Raw genomic sequence first — 25,306 nt, 5'->3', positions numbered from 1 at the left:
GGCGCATCCAGCGCCAGACGATTGAGCGCCTGATTCCTAGACGCCAATGCTGGCGGACCGCTACCTGGCCATCGTGCGGGCAGCGAGAACCAACATCGGCTTGTGCCGCAAAGGCGCAGTGAAATAGCAAGTGCGGCTCACAGCCGTACCTTTACAGGACCGCGGCACTAATCGGGTGCTGATAGCGCAGGCAGGCTATCCCATCTGATGTGGTCGGGCCTGTATCTGGTCCCGCTGCTCCACACCTTGTGCCGGGGTCTGGCGTTGCGCCTCGTTCAACGACTGCAGCTGCGCCAGCGTCTCTTCCACCGGCTTGCGCAGCGCATCCTCGGTCCGCATGTGCGCACGCAGGTGTGCGGGATCGTTCAGCGCTCCCTGGACAACGAACAGGTTCTCGCCTGCCCGCACATTGCGCGAGTCCTGGCTGAGTACCACGTGGTCGATACGGGAGAGACCGCTTTCTTTTGCAAGGTATGCGGCACTTGCCGCCAACTTGGCGCTGTTGCCGTCGTAATCCCGTCCCAAGCCTTGCTCCAACTTCAGCACCGCGGACTCCGCCTGCTGCAGCAACGGGTCGCGTGGTATCTCAGGCCTTGTACCGGCGAGCGCTTCGGACGTTCCTCGGGCACCTGGCGCCTCATTCTCGCTGATGGCTTTTTGCCAGAACTTCCGCTCTGGCATTGGATTGTGATGCTCCTTGTTCAAATCGCTTCCGGGCTTCGGCGCCGGAATGCTGCGGATGTCGTCCTCGTTGTTCAACGGCTTGAGATCGCCTTCGAACTTCTCATCGATAACGCCATGCCGATCCCGGCGATGCAGCCCCGCATGGTTGAGAGCACCCCACGTGAAGTCGATGCAACTGTTTGTCGCGCCGTTGTACTGCATATCGAAGCCGTACTTCTTTGGATCCCCACCAAAGTCTCTCAACTTGTCGTACTGCGCTTTATCGATCTCCATCGTGCGCGAGTAGTAAGGATCCTTGTAGTCCTTCACATCGTTGTAGACGACGTTGCCCGGTCCACTGTAGTCACCATGATGCTTGGGAGCGAAGCCATAGCTATTCTTCGTCGTGCCATCGTCGATCGCATAGTAGACATGCCCCGCAGCCGACGTACCGCCTGACAGAAGCGTAGGCGTTCCAGGCGCAGCCACATACACTGTCACGGTATAACGCTTATCCGGATTGTCCATGTCCGCTCCCTCTTACTTTCCCTTGGCTGTGTATGCGATCAAGAGCTGCGCATGCGCCTCGACAAGCGCCTCGCGATGCCGATCCACGCGCAATCTCAACCGATAGTGTCCTGCCTGTAGCGATGGACTGAAGGCGAATGCAAGCTCTCTTTCCGGCCTGTTCGGCGAGAACAGACCGGCTTCCTGCATCGTGGTCGCGTCGGCATCGAAATGAAACAGGCCATCCGCTCTGCCGTCGGCTGGGAGCGGCACGAGCGCGTCCCGCTCCCGGTCGATGCGCTCACTTCGCTGGAGCGCCACCTTCGTCGCGCCAGAAGATTCGATCCGTTCAAGCTGCAGAAGCGCCACGATGTCGGCACGCACAAGTCGATCGGCAAGATCGGCAACGGCAGTCGCATCCTCACCTGTAATCCTGACCCCAATGAAGACGGGTGGCGTCTCGTCATCGCCTTGGTTCGGCACGTCAAACGCCACCTGGACTTCCGCTGGGCCCGTTGAATCCAGGTTGCGGACCAAAGGCACTTCAGTTCGCATATCGCTTCGCTCCTTGACGACGTTCCGTTCCGCTAGTTGCGGGGCTCCACCACATCCCGCCAGTAGCCCCAATACCAGCGCCAGCGCAGGAATTCGCGCTTGGCTTAGTACACTTTTCACGCGCGCCTCCTCGTAGGGGTTCGATGCTAGACGCAATGCACACGCATGCTTGCACACTCACCTTCAACCGATGATAGACGAGGGAAATACTCCCTTCATCAGCCGAGTGGCTAGCACGTCCGCGAGACGCACTCACAGGCCGTACCCCCCCTATTGCGCCTTGGCGATGAAGGCAACCAGCAGTTCCGGGTGTGTCTCTTCCAAGGCACGAACATTCCCCCCGAAGCGGACGGACACCCGGTAGCGACCAAGCGGTGTATCGCGAACAAAGGCCAAATCCATTTCACGGTAAGCGGCACCTGGCGCGATCAATCCAGCGGTGCGCATCGTCGGCTCATCTGCATTCGCCTTGAGGAGACCCGGCACATACCCGTCGCGGTCCAATGCCACCGTCTGGTACTCGGTGCGCCCAACCAGTTCGCTCCGCTGCAATACCACGGGCTCCTCGCCTGCCGCCGTCAACCGAGAGAGATGGACCTGCGCGGTGACGCTGGCGTCGCGTAAGCGGTCCACTTTGGACAGCGCAACCTCAACATCCGGGGCCGTCACCCTCACCCCAATGAAGACGGGCGGCTTCGGATCATCGGCCTGGGCGGGAACATCGAAATCCAGCGTGATGGCATCAGCCAACACTTGAGAGCTCAGCGGCCTGACCAACGGCACGGTCGTTCGCATTGCAGACTCCTCCTTGGCATGCGGCGCATGGTCCGGCGCTTGGGGCTGAGCCGAATCAGCCTGGCATCCCGTCAATTGCAGCGTCGCGGCAATGAAGAGGATGCCGATCAGGTGCCTCGCTGTCGCCATGGCACGCTCGCCTCGATTCTCTTGCACTAGAGAGTAGTCCGGCCGGCCAGTCGGCGCGAGTATGCCGTCGCCCAGGCGGACGCTCGCTGCAGCCCTGTTCGGCCCGACAGCGTTGGGCCGGCCCTGTCTTACAAAGCGCCCGCGCCGCGCCAATGTAGCCAGGATCAATGTAGCCACCCGCCTCCCGCAGGCGGCGCCTCGGATTCCAACGCATAGACAGCCCGCTCTTCTCGTACGCGGTTCGACGGTGGTTCGCGCAGCGGCTGGTGTGCGATCTGCAACAGCAGTTCACGCACGTCGTTCGCTGCGGCATAGAGCGTGCTGCCCAATTCCGGCAGGGTCTGGCTGGTACGCTCGGCCGCATCGCCGGCCGCCATCATCCGGGCGTTGGCCGAGACGGTCTCGGCCAGCTGAGTAAGCCTGTCGATCTGCTGCTGCGTCACGCGGAACGTGCCGCTGCCGGCGTCCGTTGCTGCCTGGTCAGTGGCATCGGGCCGGGCGCCGCGCATCGTCTCCGTCCGCTCGGCGGGATAGGACAGCGCGTCCAGCACCAGCTCCACTTGCTCGGCCAGCAGTTCCAGACAGAGCGCCAGTTCGCCCATGCGCACCTTGGGTTCGGCGGCGCGCTCCTCGGCCTGTGTGCGCGGCTGCGCCAGCCGGACCAGGAAGCGCACGTGATCGCGCAGCTTCGCCAGGCGGAACTGGCTGTCCTCCGGCAGGAAATAGCCGGGCATGTCTTCATCGTCCAAACGGTCGTGCGCCATCGCTGCCTCCTCGTTCCATGAAGGGGTCCGGCCGCCACAGATGGCGGACGGGAAGTCGGGAGGTTCGAAACCGCACAGAGCCGGCGGGCGTATTTCCCCGAAGGGTGTTGTATTAGCCGCCCTCCCGACGTAGGCATCGCGTCGGCTTGCGCCCGAGCATCGGGCACAAAAAACCCACCGTTTTGTCGGAGGTGGGTACCGCTCTGTGAGGAGTTTCGACGCTCCTTGAAGTGGAGATTGCTACCGTTGTTGTACGATGTCAACAGCCGAAGCGAATGCCAATGCATTCACAAAACCAACGCCAACTATAAACCAAATATAACCACTTTCTAGGATGCAAGCTGAGGCCAAAGAGCTAATATTTTTTCCGTCGGCCTAGTACCCTGCACGCCCCACCATTCAGACAATCGATTTACGTAAGGTTTCCAATAAAGCATTTGTGCATCACGTATCAAACGACAATACTCCGGTTGACTTCGCAGTTGACTCCAGCATTGCCCCGAGAAATTTGACAAGATGAAATCGATCGCCAACGCAGCATCCATCGGCGGGAATGGCAGCCTTGGTGCAGGCAGCAATAGGGACAGACCAAGATTATCAGCATGAGGCTTCATTGCATGGCCCCCATGCTGAAAGTGAAATAGTGGATGCGCTTCAGTAGGATCGCCTCCCTCGATATGGCGATCAAAGTGCCACGCACAGACATGACCCTCTGTATCCGAGCGAATCTCAAGCTCCATTATCAACCATGTCAGTATGTCCGCGTCATCCTCGCAATCAAGAACACCCTTCAACTCTAGATTAATGCTTGCGGTTAACGTTCCTTTACAGCTAGAGGGGATTGTATTTTGTGGCACGTCAATCCTTAGATTTAGTCCATCCACCTCATAAGACCAGGAAGAGTTCTGCCCCCTAGCGACTCCATTTGCAGATGACTTCAACACATCAGCATTAATAACCACAGAAGCAGCCGACCTCTGAAGAACATTGGATAGAGTCAATAGATCGGCAGACATCCGCTGCCGAATAACGTCCGGTTTAGCTTTCCTTACCATTTCCTGACGTTTCCCTAATAGAGTCGAAGCGCGAACGATCTAGTGGGTCAAGCGTCCACTCTGATTTCGAAATTCGCTCAAGCGCAGCATATTCAGAAACATATTTGACATCATGCCAATCTCGGTCTCCAAAGCTCATTATTCTTAGACCGTCAATAGGGTCAAGCGGACGCTTTGTTCCTACACAAACGGTAAAAAATTTAGTTGAATAGTTATCAAGGATTGGCTGAGGTGGCACCATCTTCAATCCAGTTCGTTCGCTTACGCGATCGATCCGCTGCTGTGCCGAAAGTCTCCTAAGATCATTTCGGCCGTCAGAAATAGATGCCCACCAGTTTTCGACTTGAAACCACCACCAACGAGGCCAGGCTGATGAAAACGGTCCACGGTATGACGTCGGATTGAGCAAGTTTTTTAGCTCAGACCACGCATCGCCTGAGGCCTGCATGTCTACACCGAGACGCGCGGAGAGAGTTCGCTCATTGACAAGCAGTCCCTCTCGCCGCACAAGGGAATCGAGCAAGAACCGCGCTATTTCATTAATATTTTTGCGACCACAAGTAATTTCGTATTCAGCTATAAATCGTCCATAAACTGCTGATTCCGCGGAATCGATCCCGATAAGCGGCAGAGGCCCCTCAGATGGCAATTGATTTCTGATGCTGAGATACCCTTCGGCTAGGGACTCGAGTTCGAGCGATACAGCCTCTGGCTCGGATGCGACTCTTTCATCCTTATCGTAGACTGCATCGAATAGATCGTGAGCACTTCCATCCGGAGAAAATGAACGTTGGAACTTTGAATTTACTGACCAGAGCACGATTGGCGACGCATTAATATCGCCTTCTGCCATGCGAGTTCTAAGCTCTTGCGCTAAAGCGGGTCCGCGATAGTCGACCCGTGTTCCGTCCTGACCAGCCTCCATGTCAATCCGAAGGTCAAGCAAAATTCCTACTGCGCCTGAACTATTCGCATCAAGGAAATCTTTAATTAGCTGGACTTGGACTGACATTTCACGAGGTGTAGCGCGCGTTATATTTAGCCGCTCGGTAGTGAGGCGTTTAACCAAAGGGTCGATAACATCTGCACGCTGGTCATCGACACAAAGATATTTAATAGCGCGCATCGCCAATCTGCTCCTCGCGTGCTCGTGGGACTGCGACCCGGATCAATGTAGCTCGCCCCGCAGGTGGATCTTTGACTTCAACATACCCCCCCATGGCCTCCACGATATCCTTTACTATTTTTAATCCCAAGCCGCTACCAACTAAGTGATCAACATCCGTACTTAATACACTCGCTCGCGCACTAGTTGTAAAAAATGGCTCAAATACCCTTTCACGATTTCCTATCGCTATACCATCTCCATTATCACTAAAGTCCAAATGCAGCATTTCATCAGAAACTTCCACACTGATCGTTATTTGCCCTGAAGTTCCAGCCCTATGAATTGCTTTCATTGAGTTCGTGCAAAGATTGAGCAGAATTGACGCCCATTCGGACTTATGAGCCGGGATTGTGAATAAATCATACCCATGAAACTCGGCCTTCGCCACAATTCCCTGCCTTTCCAACGAAGGCCGTATGAATCCAAGGAACTCATTAACTATATCTCGGAGCTCATGGACAGAGAGAGAACGATCTGAATTGGCTGATACGGCGTCATCAAAATATCGCATGTAGCTTCGCAGAAGGGCGACATGGCCAACAATACTTTGTAGTGAAGCGGAATTGCCGTCGTTATTGGCAGTTTCGACTGACGCACTCAACGCGGCAAGGGCGTGTCGCACCTCGTGTGTAAACTCACCGATAGTTAGACCTAAACTAGCCAACACTCTCAGCATTGCCACTTCTTCGATCAGCGCACCGGAACTTGCTCCAAACTCTTCAACAGTATTTGCCAATAGCGCCAGCTCTTGCCTTTGCTCCTCGACGCTTATTGAGTTTTGAACACTAGAACTAGCAATTGAGCGAATAGAGTCTGCTATCTGCTGAGCTTGATCTCTAATTGAGGGCTTATCTTCGATGCCCGATGGCTTAGGACTTGGATCTGACGAGAAAATTTTTCTATTCTTTGTTCTCGCCACCTCAATTACACCGGACACTAAAACTCGATAAATAAAATCCTGAAGCTGTTTAAATGCCTCATTTTCAACCAATCCTTCACGGCTGGCAGTCTCTTCAAACTGAACGCCGTCATGGTCAATGATCTCAACAAATCCAATAAAGTTTGTGCTGTGGTGAGCAGGAAGCACTTGTCGAAGTGCACTGGACCTTTGTAATCCTAACCAATCATCATACGCATCGCCGTAGGGGAGTACACGGAACCCATTGCGGTAAACACGAATTCCTCCAAAATTTGTGAGAATGTCGCGGACCATACCACGTGCCCCCATTGGCAGGTCATCAGCGTTGAAGTAATGCGAAGTTACCCGAACTCCAGAAAGCAAGGAATAAGTAGAACCAGAAAGTTCGTTTCTCGATCGAATCCGGGGCTCTATCGGAACAAGCTCATCGATTATGTTTATTTTATGCTTATCAGAAGTTACGCTAAACTTTGCAACGCCATTCTGATCGACCAGTCCTGATATCTTCGCCACCGCAAGAGGCAAGATTGTGGCCTCATCGCTTGCAATCTCGAGCAGGTTACCACCCACGTCTTTGTAGAAAGCAACTTTGAAGCCTGGATCCGCTTCCTTTCCGGACTTATTTGCTACTAATTTCTCCAGTGGGAATGGCTGCAGTAGTTCTGATACATATCGGAATGCGCGCCGGATCTGCGCCTCACTCCAGGCATCACGCAGATCTGAAATTACAAGAGTTGTCCCGTGCGATGGAAGGGCGGGGATTACTCGAATTTCATTTGAAATAGAGTATAGCTCATTGCCCGCGTCAAACCTATTCCAATCAATTTCGAGCTCAAGGGCGAAATCTTCGCTTGGTTGCTGTGTTTGTAGACGCAATATCTTACCCAGTCGCTGAGCTGCAAAACGCCCAATCCCCTTTCTACCTGCCCGCTTTCTTTCATAAAGTGGCGAAAATGGATGCTTAATCTTTTCTGCTGTGGACAAGCGCATAAAACCATCTAGCAACTGTTGCCGCGACATTCCAGTTCCGCTATCAATTACTTCTAGAAACCCTCCCGGGGAGTCTGACTGCTTAAACACTACATCTACAGTACGGGCATCTGCGTCATAAGCATTTTTAATAAGCTCGGAAACCGCTGTTTCTTGCTTGGATACTAGCTCAATGCCCAAACGCGAGATGTGGCTGGCGTCTACAGTGAAACGAACCTCATCAGTGGCAGCGTGAGCAAGTTCATGAGCTAACGTAATCACTTTGCCAAAGTCCGGTGAATCAGAACCAAGTTGTTCAGCAAGTTTCGCTTTAAGTGCTTCCTGTTTATTCATCACTCTTCCGCTCCCCGATGGTTCTCACCCTACGGCGTCTAGCAATAATCAAGTCTTCCTGCATTGCCTCTAGACTCTTCCTAACATCCTTGAAGTCAGCAAAGATAAATGCATCTGCACATTTCCGAGCTTCGTCGATAGCCCCCTCGCGAGTGAGCTTGTCAACTCGGGCGAATACGCTATTGACATCATAATCATTCACTTTCGGCAAAAATATTGGCAAGCGACGAACATCACTGGGCTCGAGTTTAAGCGCACCTGACCCCCTGTAATGCCCAAGCAATTCAGCGGCAAGCTGTGTTAACGTAGTCTGGATAGCTATTGCTATGATTTTCTCGTATTTTTTTGCCCCATGCTTGAACTTGACGCGATAAAGCGCGTTGGTTGCATTCGCCTTGGCGTTATTAAGTACGAGACGCGGGCCCATATGCGTCATAAATACAAAGAACGCATCAGGAATCTTTTCATCTAAAAATCTGTGCCAAACCGCTCTCTTAATGAATGTGGCATTTTTAGAACGAGCCTCAGCGGAATACGAATTGAGATACTTCTTTAACGCCTCCGACCGAGCATTCACAGTCGCGTGTAGTGCTTGGCATCTGGCGCCATCCACCTCATGCTGCACCTTATCTTTAGCTGTAAGTACGATCCCTTCCAGTCGGCGACTCTGCGGCACTACATATCGCAAATGCGCGCCGTTAATTTTCAGCGCGCTCCACTCTGCTCTATTTTTTATTAAAAATTTTGTGTCGCCCGCAACAACTCCAATTTCAACATCTGCTAAATCCCCGAGTTTTTTTGCACAGGGATTATCACTCAGACTGGCTACCAGATTGGCCGATCTGCTGGGTACCAACCCTGCCGAACTCGAAACGATGGGCTGACCCCAGTCCATCTGCTCCCAAGAATCAACAAACTTTTGAAGTTCGCTCAACTCGTCTAAGCAGACGGAGATAGAAGAAGTCTTCGTCTGCGCTCCATATCCCTCCGCTAGCACGATCACTGTTCGCTCTTCTGTGCCTTCTTCAAGGAAAAGACGTTCGGCGAGTGTTACGAAAGCAACTTTGCTGAAGCTTGACAGCAATGAAGCTCTCGCAGCATATGAATATTTTGCCGTAAGGAATGACCCCGGCAGTACCCACGCGAGCCGCCCCCCCTGCTTTAGAAAATTCAGGGAATGTAATGTGAAGTGCACCCAAATGCTTGCGCGCCTCGCGATTATCTGACTGTAGTGAGCTTCCCAGTTAGCTACAGCAGCCCTAGCCTCAAGACTTATCTTCTGTAAGCTAACATAAGGAGGATTACCAACTACCGCATCCACCCCATCTAGGCCGAGGTCGTGGGGCCTAAGTAAGAGAAAATCCTTCAGCACGAACTGCGCAGATCGGCTTAAATCGGGCACTCGTTCTTCTAAGTAGCGGAACGCGATGGGATCAATATCACAGCCATATATATTGGAAGCCGGACTTAGGGCGCCAAGAGACGCCATGCGTTGTATTGATGCCTCAAGAAAAGTGCATCCTCCGAAGCAAGGCTCAAGAATTGACTCAGCTGGAGATCTGATCGCCCAATCACAGAGTGCTTGGCTAACCTGGAAAGGCGTGTAATAGGCTCCAAGCGCCCTTTTACGATTAGGGGCAGCGAGTTGTTGCTCATCACCGTCACTGTTAGAGCGAAAATTAACGGCGTAATTCATTCCGCATGCTCTTCTGGCAGAAACACCGGCTTTCGCAGACGTATCTCACCAGTCTCTACTAGTAAAGCCACTTCTAACAGGTCTCCTTCGGTAAGACCCAATGTGCGCAGCAAATTGGGATCGAGCGAGACCCTACGTAGTTTCTGTATTGTTGCAGTACCGAAAGATACTTCCTGAAGTATAGAATTAGACAACATTTGGCCTCCGCGCGTACGCGAAGGCACGTTAGCAGATTCCTGCAAGATAGCCAGCCCGCCCGCGTCAGCATGAGCCCCCGCCCCACACTCCCTGAGATCTCGCGCCTCACCGCGAGCTACAAGCTGGCTGAGCTAGCTACTCGATTCGGTCCCCCGCCCAATTTCAACTTACTGCCGACCAGAAAAAGGCGACTTTCGCCGCCTTCTTCACTCCTATGATCCACAGAAAAAATCAGACCCCCACAGGATTAGCCTTCTCCGGATCGATCTTGTACTGCTTGATCGCCCGAGCCACATCCTTCCCGGTCATCTTCCCATCCTTCGCCAACGCCGCAATGGCGGCATGCGCGATGTAGTAGCGATCGACCTCGAAGAACCGGCGCAGGTTCGCACGCGTATCCGAACGGCCGAAACCATCCGTACCCAGTACGGTGTAGTGCATCGGCACGAAGGCGCGGATCTGGTCGGCGAAGGCGCGCACGTAGTCGGTGGCGGCGATGGCCGGGCCCTGGCGGCCTTCCAGCAGCTGGGTGACGAACGGCTTGCGCTGTTCGCCTTCCGGATGCAGGCGGTTCCAGCGCTCGGCGTCGAAGCCGTCGCGGCGCAGTTCGTTGAAGCTGGGGCAGGACCAGATGTCGGCGGTGACGCCGAAATCCTTGTCCAGCAGCTCGGCGGCGGCGATGGCTTCGCGCAGGATGGTGCCCGAGCCCAGCAGCTGCACGCGCAGTTCGCCCTTCTTGGGCTTGCCGGCGTCCTTGAGCAGGTACATGCCCTTGATGATGCCGTCTTCCGCGCCCGCCGGCATTTCCGGGTGGGCGTAGTTCTCGTTCATCAGGGTGATGTAGTAGTACTCGTCCACCTGCTCCTGCATCATCCGCTGGATGCCGTACTGCATGACCACGGTGACTTCGTAGCCGAAGGTGGGGTCGTAGCTGCGCACGTTGGGGATGGAGCCGGCGATGACCTGGCTGAAGCCGTCTTCGTGCTGCAGGCCTTCACCGTTCAACGTGGTGCGGCCGGCGGTGCCGCCGAGCAGGAAGCCGCGGGTGCGCATGTCCGCCGCCTGCCAGGCGATGTCGCCCACGCGCTGGAAGCCGAACATGGAGTAGTAGATGTAGAACGGCAGCATCGGCACGTTGCTGACCGAGTAGCTGGTGCCGGCGGCCATCCACGAGGAGATGGCGCCCGGCTCGCTGATGCCCTGCTGCAGCACCTGGCCGGACTGGTCTTCGCGGTAGAACATCAGCTGGTCGGCGTCCACCGGCTTGTACTTCTGGCCGAACGGGGCGTAGATGCCGATCTGCCGGAACATGCCTTCCATGCCGAAGGTGCGCGCTTCGTCGGCCACGATCGGCACGATGCGCGGGCCCAGTTCCTTGTCGCGCAGGGCGATGTTGAGGCTCTGCACGAAGGCCATGGTGGTGGAGTAGGTGCGCTCGCCGCTGTCCTTGAGCAGGCGCTCGAACTTGTCCAGGCCCGGGGCCGGGATGGACAGGTCGGCCTTGCGGCGGCGCTGCGGCAGGTAGCCGCCCATCGCGGCACGGCGCTCCTGCAGGTACTGCACTTCCGGCGAGTCCGGGCCGGGGTGGTAGAACGGCACCTGCTCGGCGTCGGCCAGTTGCTTGTCGCTGAGCGGGATGTTGAAGCGGTCGCGGAACGCGCGCACGGCGTCGTCGTCCAGCTTCTTGGTCTGGTGCGTCGGGTTCAGCGCCTCACCAGCCGAGCCCATGCCGTAGCCCTTGACGGTCTTGGCCAGGATCACGGTGGGCATGCCCTTGGTGTTCACCGCCTGGTGGTAGGCGGCGTAGACCTTGTGCGGATCGTGGCCACCACGGTTCAGGCGCCAGATGTCGTCGTCGGACAGGCCGGCGACCATGGCCGCGGTCTCCGGGTACTTGCCGAAGAAGTTGGCGCGGGTGTACGCGCCGCCGAAGGCCTTGCAGTTCTGGTACTCGCCGTCGACGGTTTCCATCATCAGCTTCTTGAGGACGCCGTTGGTGTCCTTGGCCAGCAGGGCGTCCCAGTAGCCGCCCCACAGCAGCTTGATGACGTTCCAGCCACCGCCGCGGAACACGCCTTCCAGCTCCTGGATGATCTTGCCGTTGCCGCGCACCGGGCCGTCCAGGCGCTGCAGGTTGCAGTTGACCACGAAGATGAGGTTGTCCAGGCCTTCGCGGCCGGCCAGGGCGATGGCGCCCAGGGTCTCGGGCTCGTCGCTCTCGCCGTCGCCGATGAAGCACCACACCTTGCGGTCGGACTTCTCGATCAGGCCGCGGTGCTCGAGGTACTTCATGAACTGCGCCTGGTAGATAGCGCTGAGCGGGCCCAGGCCCATCGACACGGTGGGGGTCTGCCAGAAGTCCGGCATCAGCCACGGGTGCGGATAGGAGGAGATGCCCTGCCCGTCCACTTCCATGCGGAAGTTGTTGAGCTGGTCTTCGCTGATGCGGCCTTCCAGGAAGGCACGGGCGTAGATGCCGGGGGAGCTGTGGCCCTGGATGTACAGCAGGTCGCCGGGGTGCTTGTCCGAGGGCGCACGCCAGAAGTGGTTGAAGCCCACGTCGTACAGGGTGGCGCTGGAGGCGAAGGAGGCGATGTGGCCACCCAGGTCGCCCGGCTTGCGGTTGGCGCGGACCACGGTGGCCATGGCGTTCCAGCGGATGATCGAGCGGATCTTCCACTCGATGGCCGCGTCGCCCGGGCTCTTGGCCTCGTTGGCGGGGGCGATGGTGTTGACGTACTCGGTGGTCGGCGAGAACGGCAGGTAGGCGCCGGAACGACGGGTCAGTTCGACCATGTCCTCCAGCAGCTGATGCGCGCGCTCGGGGCCTGCGACATCGATGACGGCCTTGAGCGATTCGATCCACTCCTGGGTCTCAGTGGGGTTCGGATCGTTCTGCAGCACCTCGTTCAACCAGTTCATAACGCTCCCGTAGGTCGCACGCACGCGCGCGATGGCATGTGTTTTCTCGAAGCCTGCAAGTGTAGCGCAACCGCCTCTCAGGACCTCGTACGCCAGCGTATGGAACGGACTGTCACATTGGCCCGGGACACGCGGCGGGACAGTGCGGGCAGCCGCTGCGCCGGGCGGCCGCGGCTGCGCTTATGATCGGGTTCCAGGCCCCCGTGGAGCGCCGCCATCGCCGTCGCCTCGTCAGCGCAGGAGCCTTCCGCGGTTGCCTGGCGGCACAGCCTGCGCACCCGGCTGCTGTTGTGGGGCAGCCTGCTGCAGGTTGCGCTGCTGCTGGGCCTGGCCCTGCTGTTCTACCTGGGCGCGCGCGAGGTGATGGTGCGCAACGCCCGCGAGGAAGTGGCCGGGCTGACCCAGCAGACCGCGCGCAGCCTGGATGCCACGCTGGGCTCGGTGCAGGTGAGCGGGCGCACCCTGGCCGCCGCCGCGAGCGGGCTGGGCCGGCAGCCGTTCAACCTGCGCAACCTGCTGCAGGCCACGCTGCAGGGCGACCCGGACATCGCTGGCGCCTTGCTGGTGATCGAGCCGGGCGCACTGAAGGACGACGGCCGCGGTTTCGCCTGGCACCTGCGGCGCACCGCTACCGGGGTGCTGGAACAGCCGGTGGAGGCGCTGGGCTTCGACGCGCGCAGCATGCCCTGGTACCGGCGCACCCTGGCCGCGCCGGCGCCGTGGTGGTCCGAGCCGTACAGCGATGCCAGCACCGGCGGCGCGTTCCTGACCACCTACAACCTGCCGCTGCGCCTGCCCGGCGATGGGCCGCAGGCGCCGGCGATCGGCATGGTGAGCGTGGACGTGCCGCTGCAGCGACTGCAGGCCATCGTCGCCGAACTTCCGGCCAACAGCGGGCTGCAGCCGATGCTGCTGTCGCCGGACGGGCTGTTCGTGCTGCATCCGGACCCGGCGCTGCGCTTCCGCCGCACGCTGGAGGCGCACGTGGCGCGGGCGCGGCCGGACCTGTCGCCGCTGGCGCAGGCGGCCGACACCCACACCGCGGTGCGCTTCGAGCACACCGCGCCGGACGGCACCCGCTACCTCACCCAGAGCGCGGCGGTGGGCGACACCGGCTGGACCTTCGCGCTGAGCGTGTCGGAGGACTACATCCTGGCCGGGCTGGACCGCATCGTGCTGTGGGGCGCGCTGGCCGGCGCCGCCGCGCTGGCGCTGTGGCTGTGGCTATTGCACCGCTACACGGTGCGGCTGGTGCGGCCGATCGAGGACCTGACCGACTCGGCCCTGCACTTCAGCCAGGGCACGTTCGACTATCCGCTGCGTCATGTGCAGCGCGCGGACGAAGTGGGGGTGATGGCGCGCGCCTTCGACAGCGCGCGCGGCTCGATCAAGCGCCAACTGGACGAGATCGCCACGCTGGCGCAGGCGCGGCAGCGCATGCAGAGCGAGCTGTCGATCGCGCGCGACATCCAGTTGGCGATGCTGCCGGTCGGGCGCACCTTCGACAGCGCCCACAAGCATCTGGAAACCCATGCGCTGCTGGAACCGGCGGAGATGGTCGGCGGCGATTTCTACCAGTTCTTCGAGACCGAGCCGGGGCTGCTGTGGTTCGTGGTCGGCGACGTGTCGGACAAGGGCGTGCCGGCGGCGCTGTTCATGGCGCGGGCGATGACCGTGCTGGAGATCGCCGCGCGCCGGCACACGCGCCCGGACGCGATCCTGATCGCCGCCTCGCAGCGGCTGGTGGAGGGCAACGAGCCGTGCATGTTCGCCACCGTGCTGTGCGGGCTGATCGACGTGCACAGCGGCGACTACTGGCTGTCCAGCGCCGGCCACGAGCCGCCGCTGCTGCTCGACGCCGACGGCCGCGCGGAATTGCTGCCACTGGAATCCGGCCCGCCGCTGGGGTTGGAGCCGCAATCGCGTTATCCGGTGGTGCACGGGCGCCTGGCCGCCGGCGCCACCCTGCTCAGCTACACCGACGGCATCACCGAGGCGATGGATGCGCAGGACCGGCCCTACGGCGAGGAGCGGCTGCTGGCGGCACTGCAGCCTGGCGCCGACGCGCAGGCGCAGTGCGCCGCGGTGCTGGCCGACGTGCAGGCGTTCACCGCACCGGCACCGCAGTCCGACGACATTACGCTCCTGGCGATCCGGCTGCGCCAGGATCCGGCACGGGAGGCGACGCGATGATGCTGCGATGGCAGATGGAACCGGCAATCGACGCACTGGCGCAGTTGAGCGACAGCGTGGAGGCGGCGCTGCGGCGCCACGGCGTGAGCGGCGAGCAGGTCAGCCGCACCCGGCTGATCGTCGAGGAACTGGCCTGCAACACCCTCGAACACGGCCACCTGCGCCGTGCCCCGCTGCCGGTGGACGTGATCGTGCATCTGCTGCACGACGCGCTGGTGCTGGAATTCCACGACAGCGGCCCGGCCTTCGACCCGCGCGACGCGCCGGTGCCGAACCTGGACGCGGACATCGCCGAGCGCCCGATCGGCGGCCTCGGCCTGCACCTGGTGCAGCAACTCGCCGATCGCCTCGAGTATCGCCACGACGGCGGCCGTAATGTGGTGCGCATCGTGTTGCTGCAACCTGCCGATCCCCCTCTTCAGGAGTCGCCCGCATGACCACGTTGAGCCTGCAGATCGACCCGGCGCAGGACAAGCGCCAACGCCTCACCCTGAGCGGGCGCCTGGACACGCACACCTACCAGGCGCTGGACGAGGCGCTGGCGCCGCTGCTGGCCACGCCGATCACCACGTTGGTGCTGGACCTGTCGCACCTGGACTACATCAGCAGCGCCGGCATCCGCTCGATCTTCAAGGCGCGCAAGGTGCTGGCCGCGCGCGACGGGCGGGTGCTGGTGGTCAACCCGCAGCCGCAGATCCGCAAAGTGTTCGACGTGGTGAAGGCGGTGCCGTTGAACGAGATCTTCACCTCGGTGCAGGAGCTGGACGAATACCTGGACGAGATGCAGCGGCAGGTGCTTGCCGATGGCGCAATGCGTCGGGACTGAAGTCCCTCCCACAGTGCACCCGGCGAGCGCGCCGCAAGACCCTCTGTCGACACAAGCGGCCCAGGCCGCGACCGGAGTTGCCGTACAGCGCGTCATGGCTAAGCCACTTCCACAGGGATGGACTGGGCATCTCTTGTGGGAGGGACTTCAGTCCCGACGAGGGAGGGTGTCAGTCGGCTTCCGGCTTCCCTTTTCGCGACTGCATGACCAGCTGACTCTCACAAGGGCCACCGCTGGCCGATGCAACTTGGACAGCTCATCCCCGCAGAACTCCCAAGCACACCGCACGCACGCGCAGGACGCAAACGCGCGCTGCCGTCCTGACTGAACCAATCCCACCGCGCTCCAGCGCCCGCTCTGCCAGGCGCTTGCCGACCACACTACTTCGATATATCGTTTCCGCATCCGATTCGACATATCGAAATGCCACGACCCCACGCCTCCGGCCCGCACCCCGCGCACCGCCTGTTCGAGGAAGACCGGGCCGGCCGCGGCCGTGGCGCACGCGGGCCGCGCCCGCTGGGCCACGGCGACCTGCGGCTGTTGCTGCTGGCGATGATCGAGACCCAGCCGCGCCACGGTTACGAGTTGATCCGCGCGGTCGCCGAGCTGTTCCATGGCCTGTACACGCCCAGCGCCGGCACGGTCTACCCGACTCTGTCGCAGTTGGAAGCGCAGGGCCTGGTGCAGGCCGATGCCGACGCCACCCGCAAGCGCTATGCAATCACCGAAGCCGGCCAGGCCTTCGTGCGCACCGAGCGCGCGCAGGTGGACGCGGCGCTGCAGCGCACCCAGCACAGCGCGCGTGCGCTGGTGCGCGCCAACGTGCCGGCGCCGGTGCGCGAGGCGATGCGCCGCATCAAGCACGGCCTGCTGGCGCGGCACGGGCGCTGGGACCCGGACGAGATCGAGCGCGTCGCCGCGCTATTGCATGCCGCCGCCGACGGCATGGATGGCAACGCACCCTGATTCCCCTTCCAGCCAGCACGCGGACATCAGCGCTTTCGGCGTCCGCGTCGCCCGCCAACCCTCTCCCCCACTTCCGAGGATTCCCATGGCGACCCACGAACACCGCCTGCTGCGCCACCCGCTGCGCCTGCGCCATCTGCAGGTGCTGCGCACGCAACCGCTGACCCCGCACATGCGCCGCATCGTCGTCGGCGGCCCCGAACTGGACGGCTTCGTCAGCGCCGGGCCGGACGACCACGTCAAGCTGTTCTTCCCTAACTCCGAAGGCGCGTTCGTGCTACCGACGATGACCGAGCACGGCCCGGTGTATCCGGCCGACGCGCTGCCCTCGCCCGCCCGCGACTACACCCCGCGCCACTACGATGCCGACGCCCAGGAGCTGACCCTGGACTTCGTGCTGCATGGCGATGGCCCCGCCTGCCGCTGGGCGGCGCAGGCCGACCCGGGCGATGCGCTGGTCGTCGGCGGGCCGCGCGGCTCGTTCGTGGCCGCCGACGATTTCGATGCGTACGTGCTGATCGGCGACGAGACCGCGCTGCCGGCGATCGGCCGCTGGCTGGAAACCCTGCCGGCCAACGCGGAAGTCGACGCGCTGATCGAGATCCCCGGCTACGCCGACCGGCAAGCGCTGGAGTGCGAAGCCGAGCTGCGCATCACCTGGCTGGAACGCAACGGCGTGGACGCACGCAGCAGCCAGCTGCTGGAAGGCGCGCTGCGCGATTTCGATCCGCCGGACGGCGACGCGTTCTACTGGATCGCCTGCGAGTCGGCCCGCGCGCGGATGATGCGCAAGTTCGTCGAAGGCCACCTGGGCGTGCCCAAGGAGTGGATCCGCGCGACGGGGTATTGGAAGGCGGGCGGCGACGCGGCCGAAGACTGAAAGCCGCGTCGAAAAAGCAAAAAGCACGCGCAGGACGACCGGCACCGAACACACGGCAATCCGGCGCAACAGCCCCTCTCCCACCGGGAGAGGGGTTGGGGTGAGGGTAAGGGTGCGCCTGGCACTTCGGGCGCATGTAGCTTCGCCCAGGGCATCGCGGTAAGGCCATCGCGGCTGAAGCAGCACCTACGGCGCGTCTTTCGCTCGCAGTAGGGTCGCCGTGCGCAGTTTCATTGCACTGCACACAGCGAGATCCCGAAAATACAAACGCCCGCCGAATGGCGGGCGTTTGCGTTACGGCAGGCGGCAGCGCGAGAAGCGCCGCCGCGACCACAGGCGGCCTTACTTGGCCGCTGCCTGCAGCGCTTCGGTGGTGATGCGGATCTTCACCTCGTCGCTGACGTTCGGCACGTAGGCGCCCAGGCCGAAGTCGCTGCGCTTGACCGTGGTGGTGGCGTCGAAGCCCAGCGCCGGCACCTTCTTCATCGGGTGCGGACCGGCACCGTTGAGGGTCACCGCCAGCACCACCGGCTTGGTCGTGCCCTTGATGGTCAGGTCGCCGGCGACGGTCAGCTTGTTGCCGCCGGCCGAGGTCACCTTGGTGCTCTTGAAGGTGGCGGTCGGGAACTTGGCGGCGTCGAAGAAGTCGGCGCTCTTCAGGTGCTCGTCGAACTTGGCGGTGAAGCTGTTGAGGCCGGACAGCGGCAGGGTCACGTTGACGCTGGACTTGCTCACGTCCTGGGCGTTGTAGACCAGGGTGCCGTCGACGTCGCCGAAGTGCGCGGACGGGTTGGAGAAGCCGAAGTGGCTCCACTGCACCAGCACGTCGGTGTGGGCCGGATCGAGCGTGTAGGTCCCGGAGACGCCCTTGGCGGCGGCAGCGGCGGCGGCCGGGGCGGCGAAGGCGCTGGTGGCCGGCTGGGCGACGACGGCGGCCAGGGCCATGGCGAGCGGGAGCAGCAGTTTGCGGGTCTTGGTCATGGTGGAACTCCTTGGAGGGGTGATGGGACGAAACTGCGGCAGGCGCGGGCCTGCGGTGGGACACGAAAGCGGAACCCGCGCGCTCACTCGATGCGCGCGGCCTCGTCGAAACTCAGCCGCGGCAGGCGCGGGAACAGGCCGCTGGGGTCGCCGTAGCCGAGGTTGACCAGGAAGTTGGATTTGATCGCAGTGCCTGCGAAGAACGCGGCATCGACCTTGGCGTTGTCGAAGCCGGACATGGGACCGGCATCCAGGCCCAGCGCACGCGCGGCCAGGATCAGGTAGGCGCCCTGCAGCGAGCCGTTGCGGAACGCGCCTTCGCTGCGGCCTTCGCGCGGGCCGTCGAACCAGCTCTTGGCATCGGTGTGCGGGAACAGATACGGCAGCTTCTCGTGGAAGTCCTCGTCGTGGGCCACGATCACCGTGACCGGCGCGGCCAGGGTCTTGGCCAGGTTGCCCTCGGACAGCGCCGGCTTGAGCTTTTCCTTGGCCTGCGGCGAGGTGACGAAGACGAAGCGTGCCGGGCTGCCGTTGGCCGCGGTCGGGCCCCACTTCACCAGGTCGTAGAGGGCACGCAGGGTGTCTTCGGCGACCGGCTTGTCCAGGAACGCGTTCTGGGTGCGCGCGGTGCGGAACAACTGGTCGAGGGCGGCGTCGTGCAAGGCGTCGGACATGGAGGAAGTTCCTTGATCGAGGGAAGCGCCAGGAGGCCGGTGGGGCCGTCCCGATGCGAGGCGGCCAGTGTAGAGTGGCACGATTGTCGCAACACCCGGCCGCGATGCAACGGATTACTACCAAACGTGAAACGATCGGACGCGACCTGGGCGATTAGCGATGGCCGCGCCGGCAACGCCCGCCAGGCCGAGGCACTGGCCGCCGCGTTGGCGCTTCCGGCCGCGGTACCGATCCAGGCGCAGGTGTTGCATCCGCACATGCCGTGGCGCTGGTTGGCGCCGCGCTGGCTGCCCGGCGCGCGGCATGCGTACGGCACGACGTTCGCCGCAGCATTGCGGCAGCCGCCTCCGCTGGCAGTGGGCTGCGGCCGTCAGGCGGCGCTGGCGACGCGGTTGCTGCGCGCACGCGGCAGCCGGGTGGTGCAAATCCTGGATCCGCGGCTGGATCCGCAGCACTGGGACATCGTGGTGGTGCCGGAACACGATCGCCTGCGCGGCCCCAATGTGCTGACCCTGCTCGGCAGCCTGCATCCGATCGACGATGCCTGGCTGGCGGCAGGACGCGCCGCGTTTCCTGCGCTGGGCGCGCTGCCCTCGCCGCGTGTCGGACTGTTGGTGGGCGGCCCCTCCGGGCTGGCGCCGTGGAGCGCAGCACAGGCACAGGCCGCCTTCGCCGACATCGCCGCACAGTTGCGCGCGCACGGCGGCAGCCTCCTCGCCAGCGCATCGCGGCGCACGCCGCCTGCGGTGGCCGCGGCCTTGCGCCGCACGTTTGCCGACGTGCCGGGCATGGTGTGGTGCGGCGCGGACGACGGCGCCAATCCCTATGCCGGCCTGCTCGGCTGGGCCGAGCGTCTCGTGTGCACGCCGGACTCGGTGAACCTGCTATCCGAAGCCTGCGCCACGCGCGTGCCGGTGCAGGTACTGATGCCGGAGACGGCGCGTGGCCGCGCCCTGGATTTCCATCGTGCTTTGCAGGCGCGTGGACGCCTACTTCCGGCGCAAGATCCCGGCGACGCGTACGCCGCCGGCATCGCACCGCTGCGCGAAACCGCGCGGGTGGCCGCGCTGATCCGCGACCGCCTGGCGCTGGCCTGATCGGCCGCCGTGCCGGCGTCGCTGCCACGACACCGACACGGCAACCGGGCCCAACGCGTCACATCACGCTATGTCAGGGGTTGCTCGGCGAACGCGGCACGCCGGCCGGCGCCGCATCCAGCGCGCCGATCAGCAGCCGCACCACCGGCGTGCCCACGCCGACCGTGTAGTTGTACTTGCCCTTGATCGGCTGGTTGTTGTCGACCACGCCGTTGTAGCCGGGGATGCCGCGATGCAGCGCCTCCGGCCCATTGGCGGCCAGGCGGTACAGGTAATCGTTGAGATTGCCCTGGCGGCCCTGCTTCTCCACCAGCAGCGCGACCGCGCTGGCGAATTCCGGCGCGGCGACGCTGGTGCCGATCACCGCCGAGATGCCGCCCTTGAAGTAGGTGGCCACCGAGCTGTCGCCCTCACGGCACGGCTGCGTCGCAATCCCCGGGCAGCCGCCGACCAGCATGCCGATGTCCGGCAGCGCGCGCATGGACGTGCGCGTCCCGCCGAGTGCACGCAACTGATAGGCCGGACGCTGGAACAGGGTGCTGACGCCGCCGCCGGCGCCCCAGTAGCCGCCGGCCAGGTTCGCGCCGACGCCGTAGTAGTCCGCGGTCTCCAGCGGATCGCCGTAGGCGCTTTCGCTCTTGTAGCCGGATTCCAGGCTGCCCTTCTTGTACGCAGTGAGCAGGTTGCCGCCGCCGACCGCGGTCACGTGCGGGCTGGCTGCGGGGTGTTCGACGCCGGCGACGAAGTGGCCGTCCTTGTGGTCGACCGCGTACTGCGTATCCGCGCAGTCCAGGCCGGCGTTGTCGCCGCTGGAGGCGACGAAGGTGATGCCCTGCGCGTTGCCCTGCTTGAACACCGCATCGTAGGGGCGCAGCAGCGAGGTGAAATCCTTGCCGCCGTTGTAGGCCGCGGTGTAGTACAGCTCGCAGACGCCGAACGAGGAACTGACCACGTCGGCCTGGTTGTCCTGCACGATCTGCCGGTAGCCGGCCAGCACCGAGGCGTCGCTCAGGTCCGGGATCACGTACAGCAGCACGTGCGCACCCGGCGCGCCGCCGAGCGCCATCTGCACGTCGAGCGCGGCCTCGCCGCCTGCGGCGTCGTTGCCGTCCTGCAGGCCGGGCTTGGCGCCGGCCACGTAGTGGCGCGCGTACAGGGTGGGATCGGCGTGGTTGGCGGCGTAGCGGCTGAAGTTTTCGTGGTCGAACATCGCCTTGATGTCCGAATCCAGCACGTCGCTGCTGATCAGGATGGCGATGGTGCTGCCGGTGCCGTCGAGCCGGCGCTGCTGCCCGGCCGCGCCGGTGGTGGCCTGGTAGGACGGGTAGCCGTAGGCCTGCTTGAGATCGTTGTACCAGTAGGTGGTACCGCCGGCGCCGTAGCGGTTGGCGGGATTCTTGGTGGCCGCGCGCTGCCAGTTGACGTGCATCGGCGGCGCACCACGGGTCAGGCCGGTCACGGTCGCACCGCTGTCGCGCAGTACGGCGGGCAACTGCAAGGGCGCGGCGGCGGCGAGGTGGGCCTGGCTGCCCTGCTGGACCTCGGCGGTCAGCGGCACCGCGAACAAGCGCTCGACGTTGTTCGCGCTCGCACTGACATGCAGGGTGTTGCCCTGCTCGGTGACGTTCATGTGCGCGGCCTGCAGCGCGGCACGCACCTGCGCGACCTGTGCCGGCGCCGGTGCGAAGCGGCGCTGGAATTCGGCCGGCGTCAGCCAATGGTGATACTGCGGGGAGACCGGATCCTGGATATCGGCCAGCAACGCGTCCAGGCCGGCCTGATCGCGCAACGGCAAGTGCACGTCGAAGTTGACCGGCGCGGCGCGCAGCGTTGCGGTCATCGCCGCGATGGAGGCGTCGGGCACGGCATTGGCGGTGCCGAGCGCGCACAGCAGGGAAGCGGACAACACGGCAGCCAGCAAGGGCCGACGGCGGATGCGATCAAGCATGGGCGTCTCTCCGGGGGTAGAGCGAGTGGACGAGGCCGTGGCGGCCTCGCTGTGGGAAATCGATTGCCCCTCTTCCCTCGGGAGAGAGGTTGGAGTGAGGGTGCGGCGCGCGCAGCGCGTGCGTGGTGCGTTGCTGCGAGGCTGCGCCCCTACTCTCATCCGCCCCTGCGGGGCACCTTCTCCCGATGGGAGAAGGGAGACACTGAGCCCCTCTCCCATCGGGAGAGGGGTTGGGGTGAGGGTACGGCGCGCGCAGACCTGTCGAGGCGAGGACCCAACAGCGCACGCGAACGACGCTCCGAGCGACGCGAGGGCACTGTGCTTCCTGCTCATGTCTGCACGCATCGGCACGTCGTCGGGCTTGGGCGAGGCGTGATCATTGAGGAGGAGCGCACTACAAAACTTTGACGGACGACGCCGTTTTCGACTTTGGAAACAGCATGTTTCGCTGGGTTTCCGACACACACGCCTACATGTGTTCACCACTCGTCATGCATGGCAATCGGCGACACTCTGTATCGCATTGATGTCGACACGCGCTTGCCACGCCGCTTCTTCCGCGGTGTCGCACGATGGCGCGCCTGCAGTCATCGCGCGCCCGGCGGCGGCGACACGAAGGCCATGCCGCAGGACCGCTGCATGACAACCGCAACGCCGATGACGCCAACCTGCAACGTCGCTGTCGCATCGTGTGCGCACTTCCTTTACGAATTCCCCTCGCGCATGCCTCTCCATTCCCTGCTGAGCACGGCGATCCTCGCCACCCTGTTGTCGCCTTTCGCCGCCACTGCCGCAGAACCCACCGCCGATGGCGCCGCGGCCGACGTGCAGCAACTCGATGCGGTGTCGGTGATCGGCCAGGGCGAAACCCGCCAGGTGCAGCGCATCACCACCCAGGACGTGGCGGTGCTACCGCCGGGCACCAGCATCCAGAAGCTGCTCAACCGCATTCCCGGCGTCAACGTGCAGTCCAACGACGCCTTCGGCGCCAACGAGGAATCGCAGACCATCAGTCTGCGCGGCTTCAACGGCGTGCGCCTGGGCTACACCCTCGACGGCCTGCCGCTGGGCGACAACGCCTACGGCAACTACAACGGCCTGAACATCAGCCGCGCGCTGATCGCCGAGAACTTCGGCGGCGTGGAACTGGCCTCGGGCATCGGCAGCCTGGGCACGGCCTCCACCAGCAATCTCGGCGGTACGGTGCAGTACTACTCCGACGATCCGTCCACCGAGGTGGGCGTGCGCCTGGCGCAGACCGTGGGCTCGGACAGCAACCGCCGCACCTACCTGCGCCTGGATACCGGCGAGCACAACGGCTTCTCCGCCTACCTGTCCGGCATCTATGCCGACGCCGACATGTGGGCCCCCCCGGGTTCGCCGACCCACACCGCGCAGTTCAACGGCAAGGGCGTGTACCAGTTCGAGGGCGGCAAGATCACCGCGTTCGTCGACACCTCGCGCACCTCGCAGGCCGACTACGCCTACCTGTCCAAGAGCGGTCTGCACCGTGGCCTCGGCTGGGACTGGAACCTGTATGCGCCGGACTGGCAGCGCGCACTGGCCGCGGCCTATTGCGCGCCGGCCACGCGCAACCCCAGCCGCTGCGGCTACAGCGGCGGCGTGGACAACATCGACGACGCCTATTACCAGAGCCGCGCGCTGCGCAACGACGACCTGTACTACCTGGCCGGCGACTTCCAGCCGTCCGATGCGGTGAGCGTGCACACCCAGGTCTACCATCACGAGAACGAAGGCCAGGGCCACTGGTGGTCGCCGGGCCAGCCGTCCTACCCGGGCACCCCGCAGGCGCTGCCGATCTCGATCCGCAGCACCAACTACACCATCAACCGCACCGGCGGCATCGCTTCGCTGGGCTGGGACATCGGCCCGCACCACCTGGAAGCGGGCGTGTGGTACGAGCGCAACAAGCACCACGTGGAGCGCAACTTCTACTGGATCGACGGCCCGATCGACGACGACATCTTCCTCAGCAACCCGAACCGCCGGCTGTTCTCGCAGGACTACGTCATCACCACCAAGCAGGCCTATGTGCAGGGCACCTTCAAGCTGCTCGACGAGCGCCTGACCCTGGACATCGGCGCCAAGAGCCCGCACACCACCATGACCGCGCGCGAGACGCCGGGGATCGCGGTGGAGTCGCCGGTGGCCAACGGCGAGCTGAAGGCCAGCAAGGCGCTGCTGCCGCAGGCCGGCCTGAGCTACCGCCTGGCCGAGGGCCAGGAAGTGTTCGCCTCCTACGCCGAGAACATCGCCGCGTTCCAGGGCGGCGGCGCCGGCGGCCCGCTGCTGGTGACGCAGGCTTCGTTCGACGCCAGCGTCGGCGCGCTGCAGCCGGAGAAGTCCAAGACCTTCGAAGCCGGCTACCGCCTGGTGCGCGACCAGTTCGAGGCCTCGCTGGTCGGCTACGACGTCACCTTCGACAACCGCCTGCTGTCGCTCAACCCGTGCCCGAGCATCCAGCAGGGCACCAGCCCGGCGTGCACCACGCGCTTCTTCAACGTGGGCTCGGTGAGCAGCCGCGGCGGCGAGCTGACCTTCATCTGGAAGCCGACCGCGCACCTGCAGTGGTACAACTCGGCCTCGATCAACCGCTCCACCTACGACGACAACTACGTGCAGAACGGCGCGGTCATCCCCACCGCCGGCAAGTCCACCGTGGACACGCCCAAGCGCATGTTCGCCAGCGAACTCAGCTGGACCTGGAACGGTTGGAACGCCAACCTGCGCGGCAAGTACACCGGCCAGCGCTACTACACCTACACCAACGACCAGGGCTTCGGCGGCTACACCTCCTTCGATGCCGGCGCCGGCTACGATTTCGGGGCGGTGTCGTTCCTGCGGGACCTGAAGCTGTCGTTGAACGTCACCAACCTCACCGACAAGCGCTACGCCTCCAACCTCACCGCCTTCAGCAACAGCGACCCGAACGGCCGCTCGCTGGCCTTCCACGCCAGCGCGCCGCGGCAGGCGTTCCTGACCCTGGACGCGCGCTTCTGAGCGCGTCCATCCTGTCCGCCCG

At 62.7% G+C, this 25,306-nt stretch carries 18 protein-coding genes; 7 read left to right on the top strand and 11 right to left on the bottom strand.

The annotated features are described in order from the left end of the window. Positions 1-195: 195 nt before the first annotated feature. The 8 genes from SLW56_RS14670 to aceE form a co-directional block, all read right to left on the bottom strand. Positions 196-1,191 carry an XVIPCD domain-containing protein gene (locus SLW56_RS14670; protein WP_320695043.1) on the bottom strand — a complete coding sequence of 332 codons (996 nt, stop codon included), beginning with the start codon at positions 1,189-1,191 and terminating at the stop codon, positions 196-198. Between the two features lie 12 nt (positions 1,192-1,203). Next, a complete protein-coding gene (locus SLW56_RS14665) occupies positions 1,204-1,725 on the bottom strand; it encodes a hypothetical protein (RefSeq protein WP_320695042.1) in 522 nt (173 codons plus the stop codon). A gap of 270 nt (positions 1,726-1,995) precedes the next feature. Then, positions 1,996-2,649 carry a hypothetical protein gene (locus tag SLW56_RS14660; RefSeq protein WP_320695041.1) on the bottom strand — a complete coding sequence of 218 codons (654 nt, stop codon included), beginning with the start codon at positions 2,647-2,649 and terminating at the stop codon, positions 1,996-1,998. 164 nt (positions 2,650-2,813) lie between these two features. After that, a complete protein-coding gene (locus tag SLW56_RS14655) occupies positions 2,814-3,413 on the bottom strand; it encodes a hypothetical protein (protein WP_320695040.1) in 600 nt (199 codons plus the stop codon). A 1,038-nt stretch (positions 3,414-4,451) separates the two neighbouring features. Then, positions 4,452-5,594, bottom strand: a complete 1,143-nt coding sequence (locus SLW56_RS14650; RefSeq protein ID WP_320695039.1) for a hypothetical protein — start codon at positions 5,592-5,594, stop codon at positions 4,452-4,454. Next, the gene (locus SLW56_RS14645; RefSeq protein ID WP_320695038.1) at positions 5,581-7,878 is read right to left on the bottom strand and encodes a sensor histidine kinase; all 2,298 of its coding nucleotides are present in this window, start codon (positions 7,876-7,878) and stop codon (positions 5,581-5,583) included. The genes SLW56_RS14650 and SLW56_RS14645 overlap by 14 nt, the downstream gene beginning before the upstream one ends. Continuing rightward, entirely contained in the window at positions 7,871-9,574 is a 1,704-nt protein-coding gene (locus tag SLW56_RS14640; RefSeq protein WP_320695037.1) for an N-6 DNA methylase, read from the bottom strand. The genes SLW56_RS14645 and SLW56_RS14640 overlap by 8 nt, the downstream gene beginning before the upstream one ends. 429 nt (positions 9,575-10,003) lie before the next feature. Then, positions 10,004-12,694 carry a pyruvate dehydrogenase (acetyl-transferring), homodimeric type gene (aceE, locus tag SLW56_RS14635; protein WP_029561694.1) on the bottom strand — a complete coding sequence of 897 codons (2,691 nt, stop codon included), beginning with the start codon at positions 12,692-12,694 and terminating at the stop codon, positions 10,004-10,006. Positions 12,695-12,910: 216 nt separating this feature from the next. On the opposite strand from aceE, the gene SLW56_RS14630 reads away from it, so the two are divergent. The 5 genes from SLW56_RS14630 to SLW56_RS14610 all read left to right on the top strand — a co-directional run bounded on the left by SLW56_RS14630 (position 12,911) and on the right by SLW56_RS14610 (position 17,562). Continuing rightward, entirely contained in the window at positions 12,911-14,887 is a 1,977-nt protein-coding gene (locus SLW56_RS14630) for a SpoIIE family protein phosphatase (protein ID WP_320695055.1), read from the top strand. Beyond that, positions 14,884-15,324: an ATP-binding protein gene (locus tag SLW56_RS14625; RefSeq protein WP_152244075.1), complete on the top strand. Its 441-nt coding sequence runs from the start codon at positions 14,884-14,886 to the stop codon at positions 15,322-15,324. The genes SLW56_RS14630 and SLW56_RS14625 overlap by 4 nt, the downstream gene beginning before the upstream one ends. Beyond that, positions 15,321-15,713 (top strand): STAS domain-containing protein, encoded by a 393-nt coding sequence (locus SLW56_RS14620; protein ID WP_152244073.1) that lies wholly within the window; start codon positions 15,321-15,323, stop codon positions 15,711-15,713. The genes SLW56_RS14625 and SLW56_RS14620 overlap by 4 nt, the downstream gene beginning before the upstream one ends. A 423-nt stretch (positions 15,714-16,136) precedes the next feature. Next, positions 16,137-16,682: a PadR family transcriptional regulator gene (locus tag SLW56_RS14615; protein WP_320695036.1), complete on the top strand. Its 546-nt coding sequence runs from the start codon at positions 16,137-16,139 to the stop codon at positions 16,680-16,682. Between the two features lie 85 nt (positions 16,683-16,767). Further along, positions 16,768-17,562, top strand: coding sequence for a siderophore-interacting protein (locus tag SLW56_RS14610; protein WP_320695035.1), 795 nt, complete (start codon positions 16,768-16,770; stop codon positions 17,560-17,562). A gap of 342 nt (positions 17,563-17,904) precedes the next feature. On the opposite strand, the gene SLW56_RS14605 is transcribed toward SLW56_RS14610, so the two are convergent. Further along, positions 17,905-18,543 (bottom strand): YceI family protein, encoded by a 639-nt coding sequence (locus SLW56_RS14605; protein ID WP_320695034.1) that lies wholly within the window; start codon positions 18,541-18,543, stop codon positions 17,905-17,907. Positions 18,544-18,626: 83 nt separating this feature from the next. Beyond that, on the bottom strand, positions 18,627-19,217 hold the full coding sequence (locus SLW56_RS14600; RefSeq protein WP_017915369.1) for a malonic semialdehyde reductase: 591 nt from the start codon (positions 19,215-19,217) through the stop codon (positions 18,627-18,629). A 126-nt stretch (positions 19,218-19,343) separates the two neighbouring features. Between SLW56_RS14600 and SLW56_RS14595 the strand changes: the two genes are divergently transcribed. Next, positions 19,344-20,315 (top strand): mitochondrial fission ELM1 family protein, encoded by a 972-nt coding sequence (locus SLW56_RS14595; RefSeq protein WP_267083845.1) that lies wholly within the window; start codon positions 19,344-19,346, stop codon positions 20,313-20,315. A 73-nt stretch (positions 20,316-20,388) separates the two neighbouring features. Here SLW56_RS14595 and SLW56_RS14590 read toward each other — a convergent pair whose 3' ends face one another. Continuing rightward, the gene (locus tag SLW56_RS14590) at positions 20,389-22,263 is read right to left on the bottom strand and encodes a S53 family peptidase (RefSeq protein ID WP_267121492.1); all 1,875 of its coding nucleotides are present in this window, start codon (positions 22,261-22,263) and stop codon (positions 20,389-20,391) included. Between the two features lie 723 nt (positions 22,264-22,986). Here SLW56_RS14590 and SLW56_RS14585 point away from each other — a divergent pair. After that, the gene (locus tag SLW56_RS14585) at positions 22,987-25,284 is read left to right on the top strand and encodes a TonB-dependent receptor (RefSeq protein WP_320695033.1); all 2,298 of its coding nucleotides are present in this window, start codon (positions 22,987-22,989) and stop codon (positions 25,282-25,284) included. The last annotated feature ends 22 nt before the right edge of the window (positions 25,285-25,306 follow it).

This window comes from Xanthomonas sp. LF07-6, assembly GCF_034105445.1.
GTDB lineage: Bacteria > Pseudomonadota > Gammaproteobacteria > Xanthomonadales > Xanthomonadaceae > Xanthomonas_A > Xanthomonas_A sontii.
This window is presented reverse-complemented; position numbering and strand designations above follow the sequence as displayed.

What these genes read in the sequence shown, in the direction of transcription:
- SLW56_RS14670 (WP_320695043.1), bottom strand. Translation starts at nt 1,191, where the DNA reads ATGGACAATCCGGATAAGCGTTATACCGTGACAGTGTATGTGGCTGCG.
- SLW56_RS14665 (WP_320695042.1), bottom strand. Translation starts at nt 1,725, where the DNA reads ATGCGAACTGAAGTGCCTTTGGTCCGCAACCTGGATTCAACGGGCCCA.
- SLW56_RS14660 (WP_320695041.1), bottom strand. Translation starts at nt 2,649, where the DNA reads ATGGCGACAGCGAGGCACCTGATCGGCATCCTCTTCATTGCCGCGACG.
- SLW56_RS14655 (WP_320695040.1), bottom strand. Translation starts at nt 3,413, where the DNA reads ATGGCGCACGACCGTTTGGACGATGAAGACATGCCCGGCTATTTCCTG.
- SLW56_RS14650 (WP_320695039.1), bottom strand. Translation starts at nt 5,594, where the DNA reads ATGCGCGCTATTAAATATCTTTGTGTCGATGACCAGCGTGCAGATGTT.
- SLW56_RS14645 (WP_320695038.1), bottom strand. Translation starts at nt 7,878, where the DNA reads ATGAATAAACAGGAAGCACTTAAAGCGAAACTTGCTGAACAACTTGGT.
- SLW56_RS14640 (WP_320695037.1), bottom strand. Translation starts at nt 9,574, where the DNA reads ATGAATTACGCCGTTAATTTTCGCTCTAACAGTGACGGTGATGAGCAA.
- aceE (WP_029561694.1), bottom strand. Translation starts at nt 12,694, where the DNA reads ATGAACTGGTTGAACGAGGTGCTGCAGAACGATCCGAACCCCACTGAG.
- SLW56_RS14625 (WP_152244075.1), top strand. Translation starts at nt 14,884, where the DNA reads ATGATGCTGCGATGGCAGATGGAACCGGCAATCGACGCACTGGCGCAG.
- SLW56_RS14620 (WP_152244073.1), top strand. Translation starts at nt 15,321, where the DNA reads ATGACCACGTTGAGCCTGCAGATCGACCCGGCGCAGGACAAGCGCCAA.
- SLW56_RS14615 (WP_320695036.1), top strand. Translation starts at nt 16,137, where the DNA reads ATGCCACGACCCCACGCCTCCGGCCCGCACCCCGCGCACCGCCTGTTC.
- SLW56_RS14610 (WP_320695035.1), top strand. Translation starts at nt 16,768, where the DNA reads ATGGCGACCCACGAACACCGCCTGCTGCGCCACCCGCTGCGCCTGCGC.
- SLW56_RS14605 (WP_320695034.1), bottom strand. Translation starts at nt 18,543, where the DNA reads ATGACCAAGACCCGCAAACTGCTGCTCCCGCTCGCCATGGCCCTGGCC.
- SLW56_RS14600 (WP_017915369.1), bottom strand. Translation starts at nt 19,217, where the DNA reads ATGTCCGACGCCTTGCACGACGCCGCCCTCGACCAGTTGTTCCGCACC.
- SLW56_RS14590 (WP_267121492.1), bottom strand. Translation starts at nt 22,263, where the DNA reads ATGCTTGATCGCATCCGCCGTCGGCCCTTGCTGGCTGCCGTGTTGTCC.
- SLW56_RS14585 (WP_320695033.1), top strand. Translation starts at nt 22,987, where the DNA reads ATGCCTCTCCATTCCCTGCTGAGCACGGCGATCCTCGCCACCCTGTTG.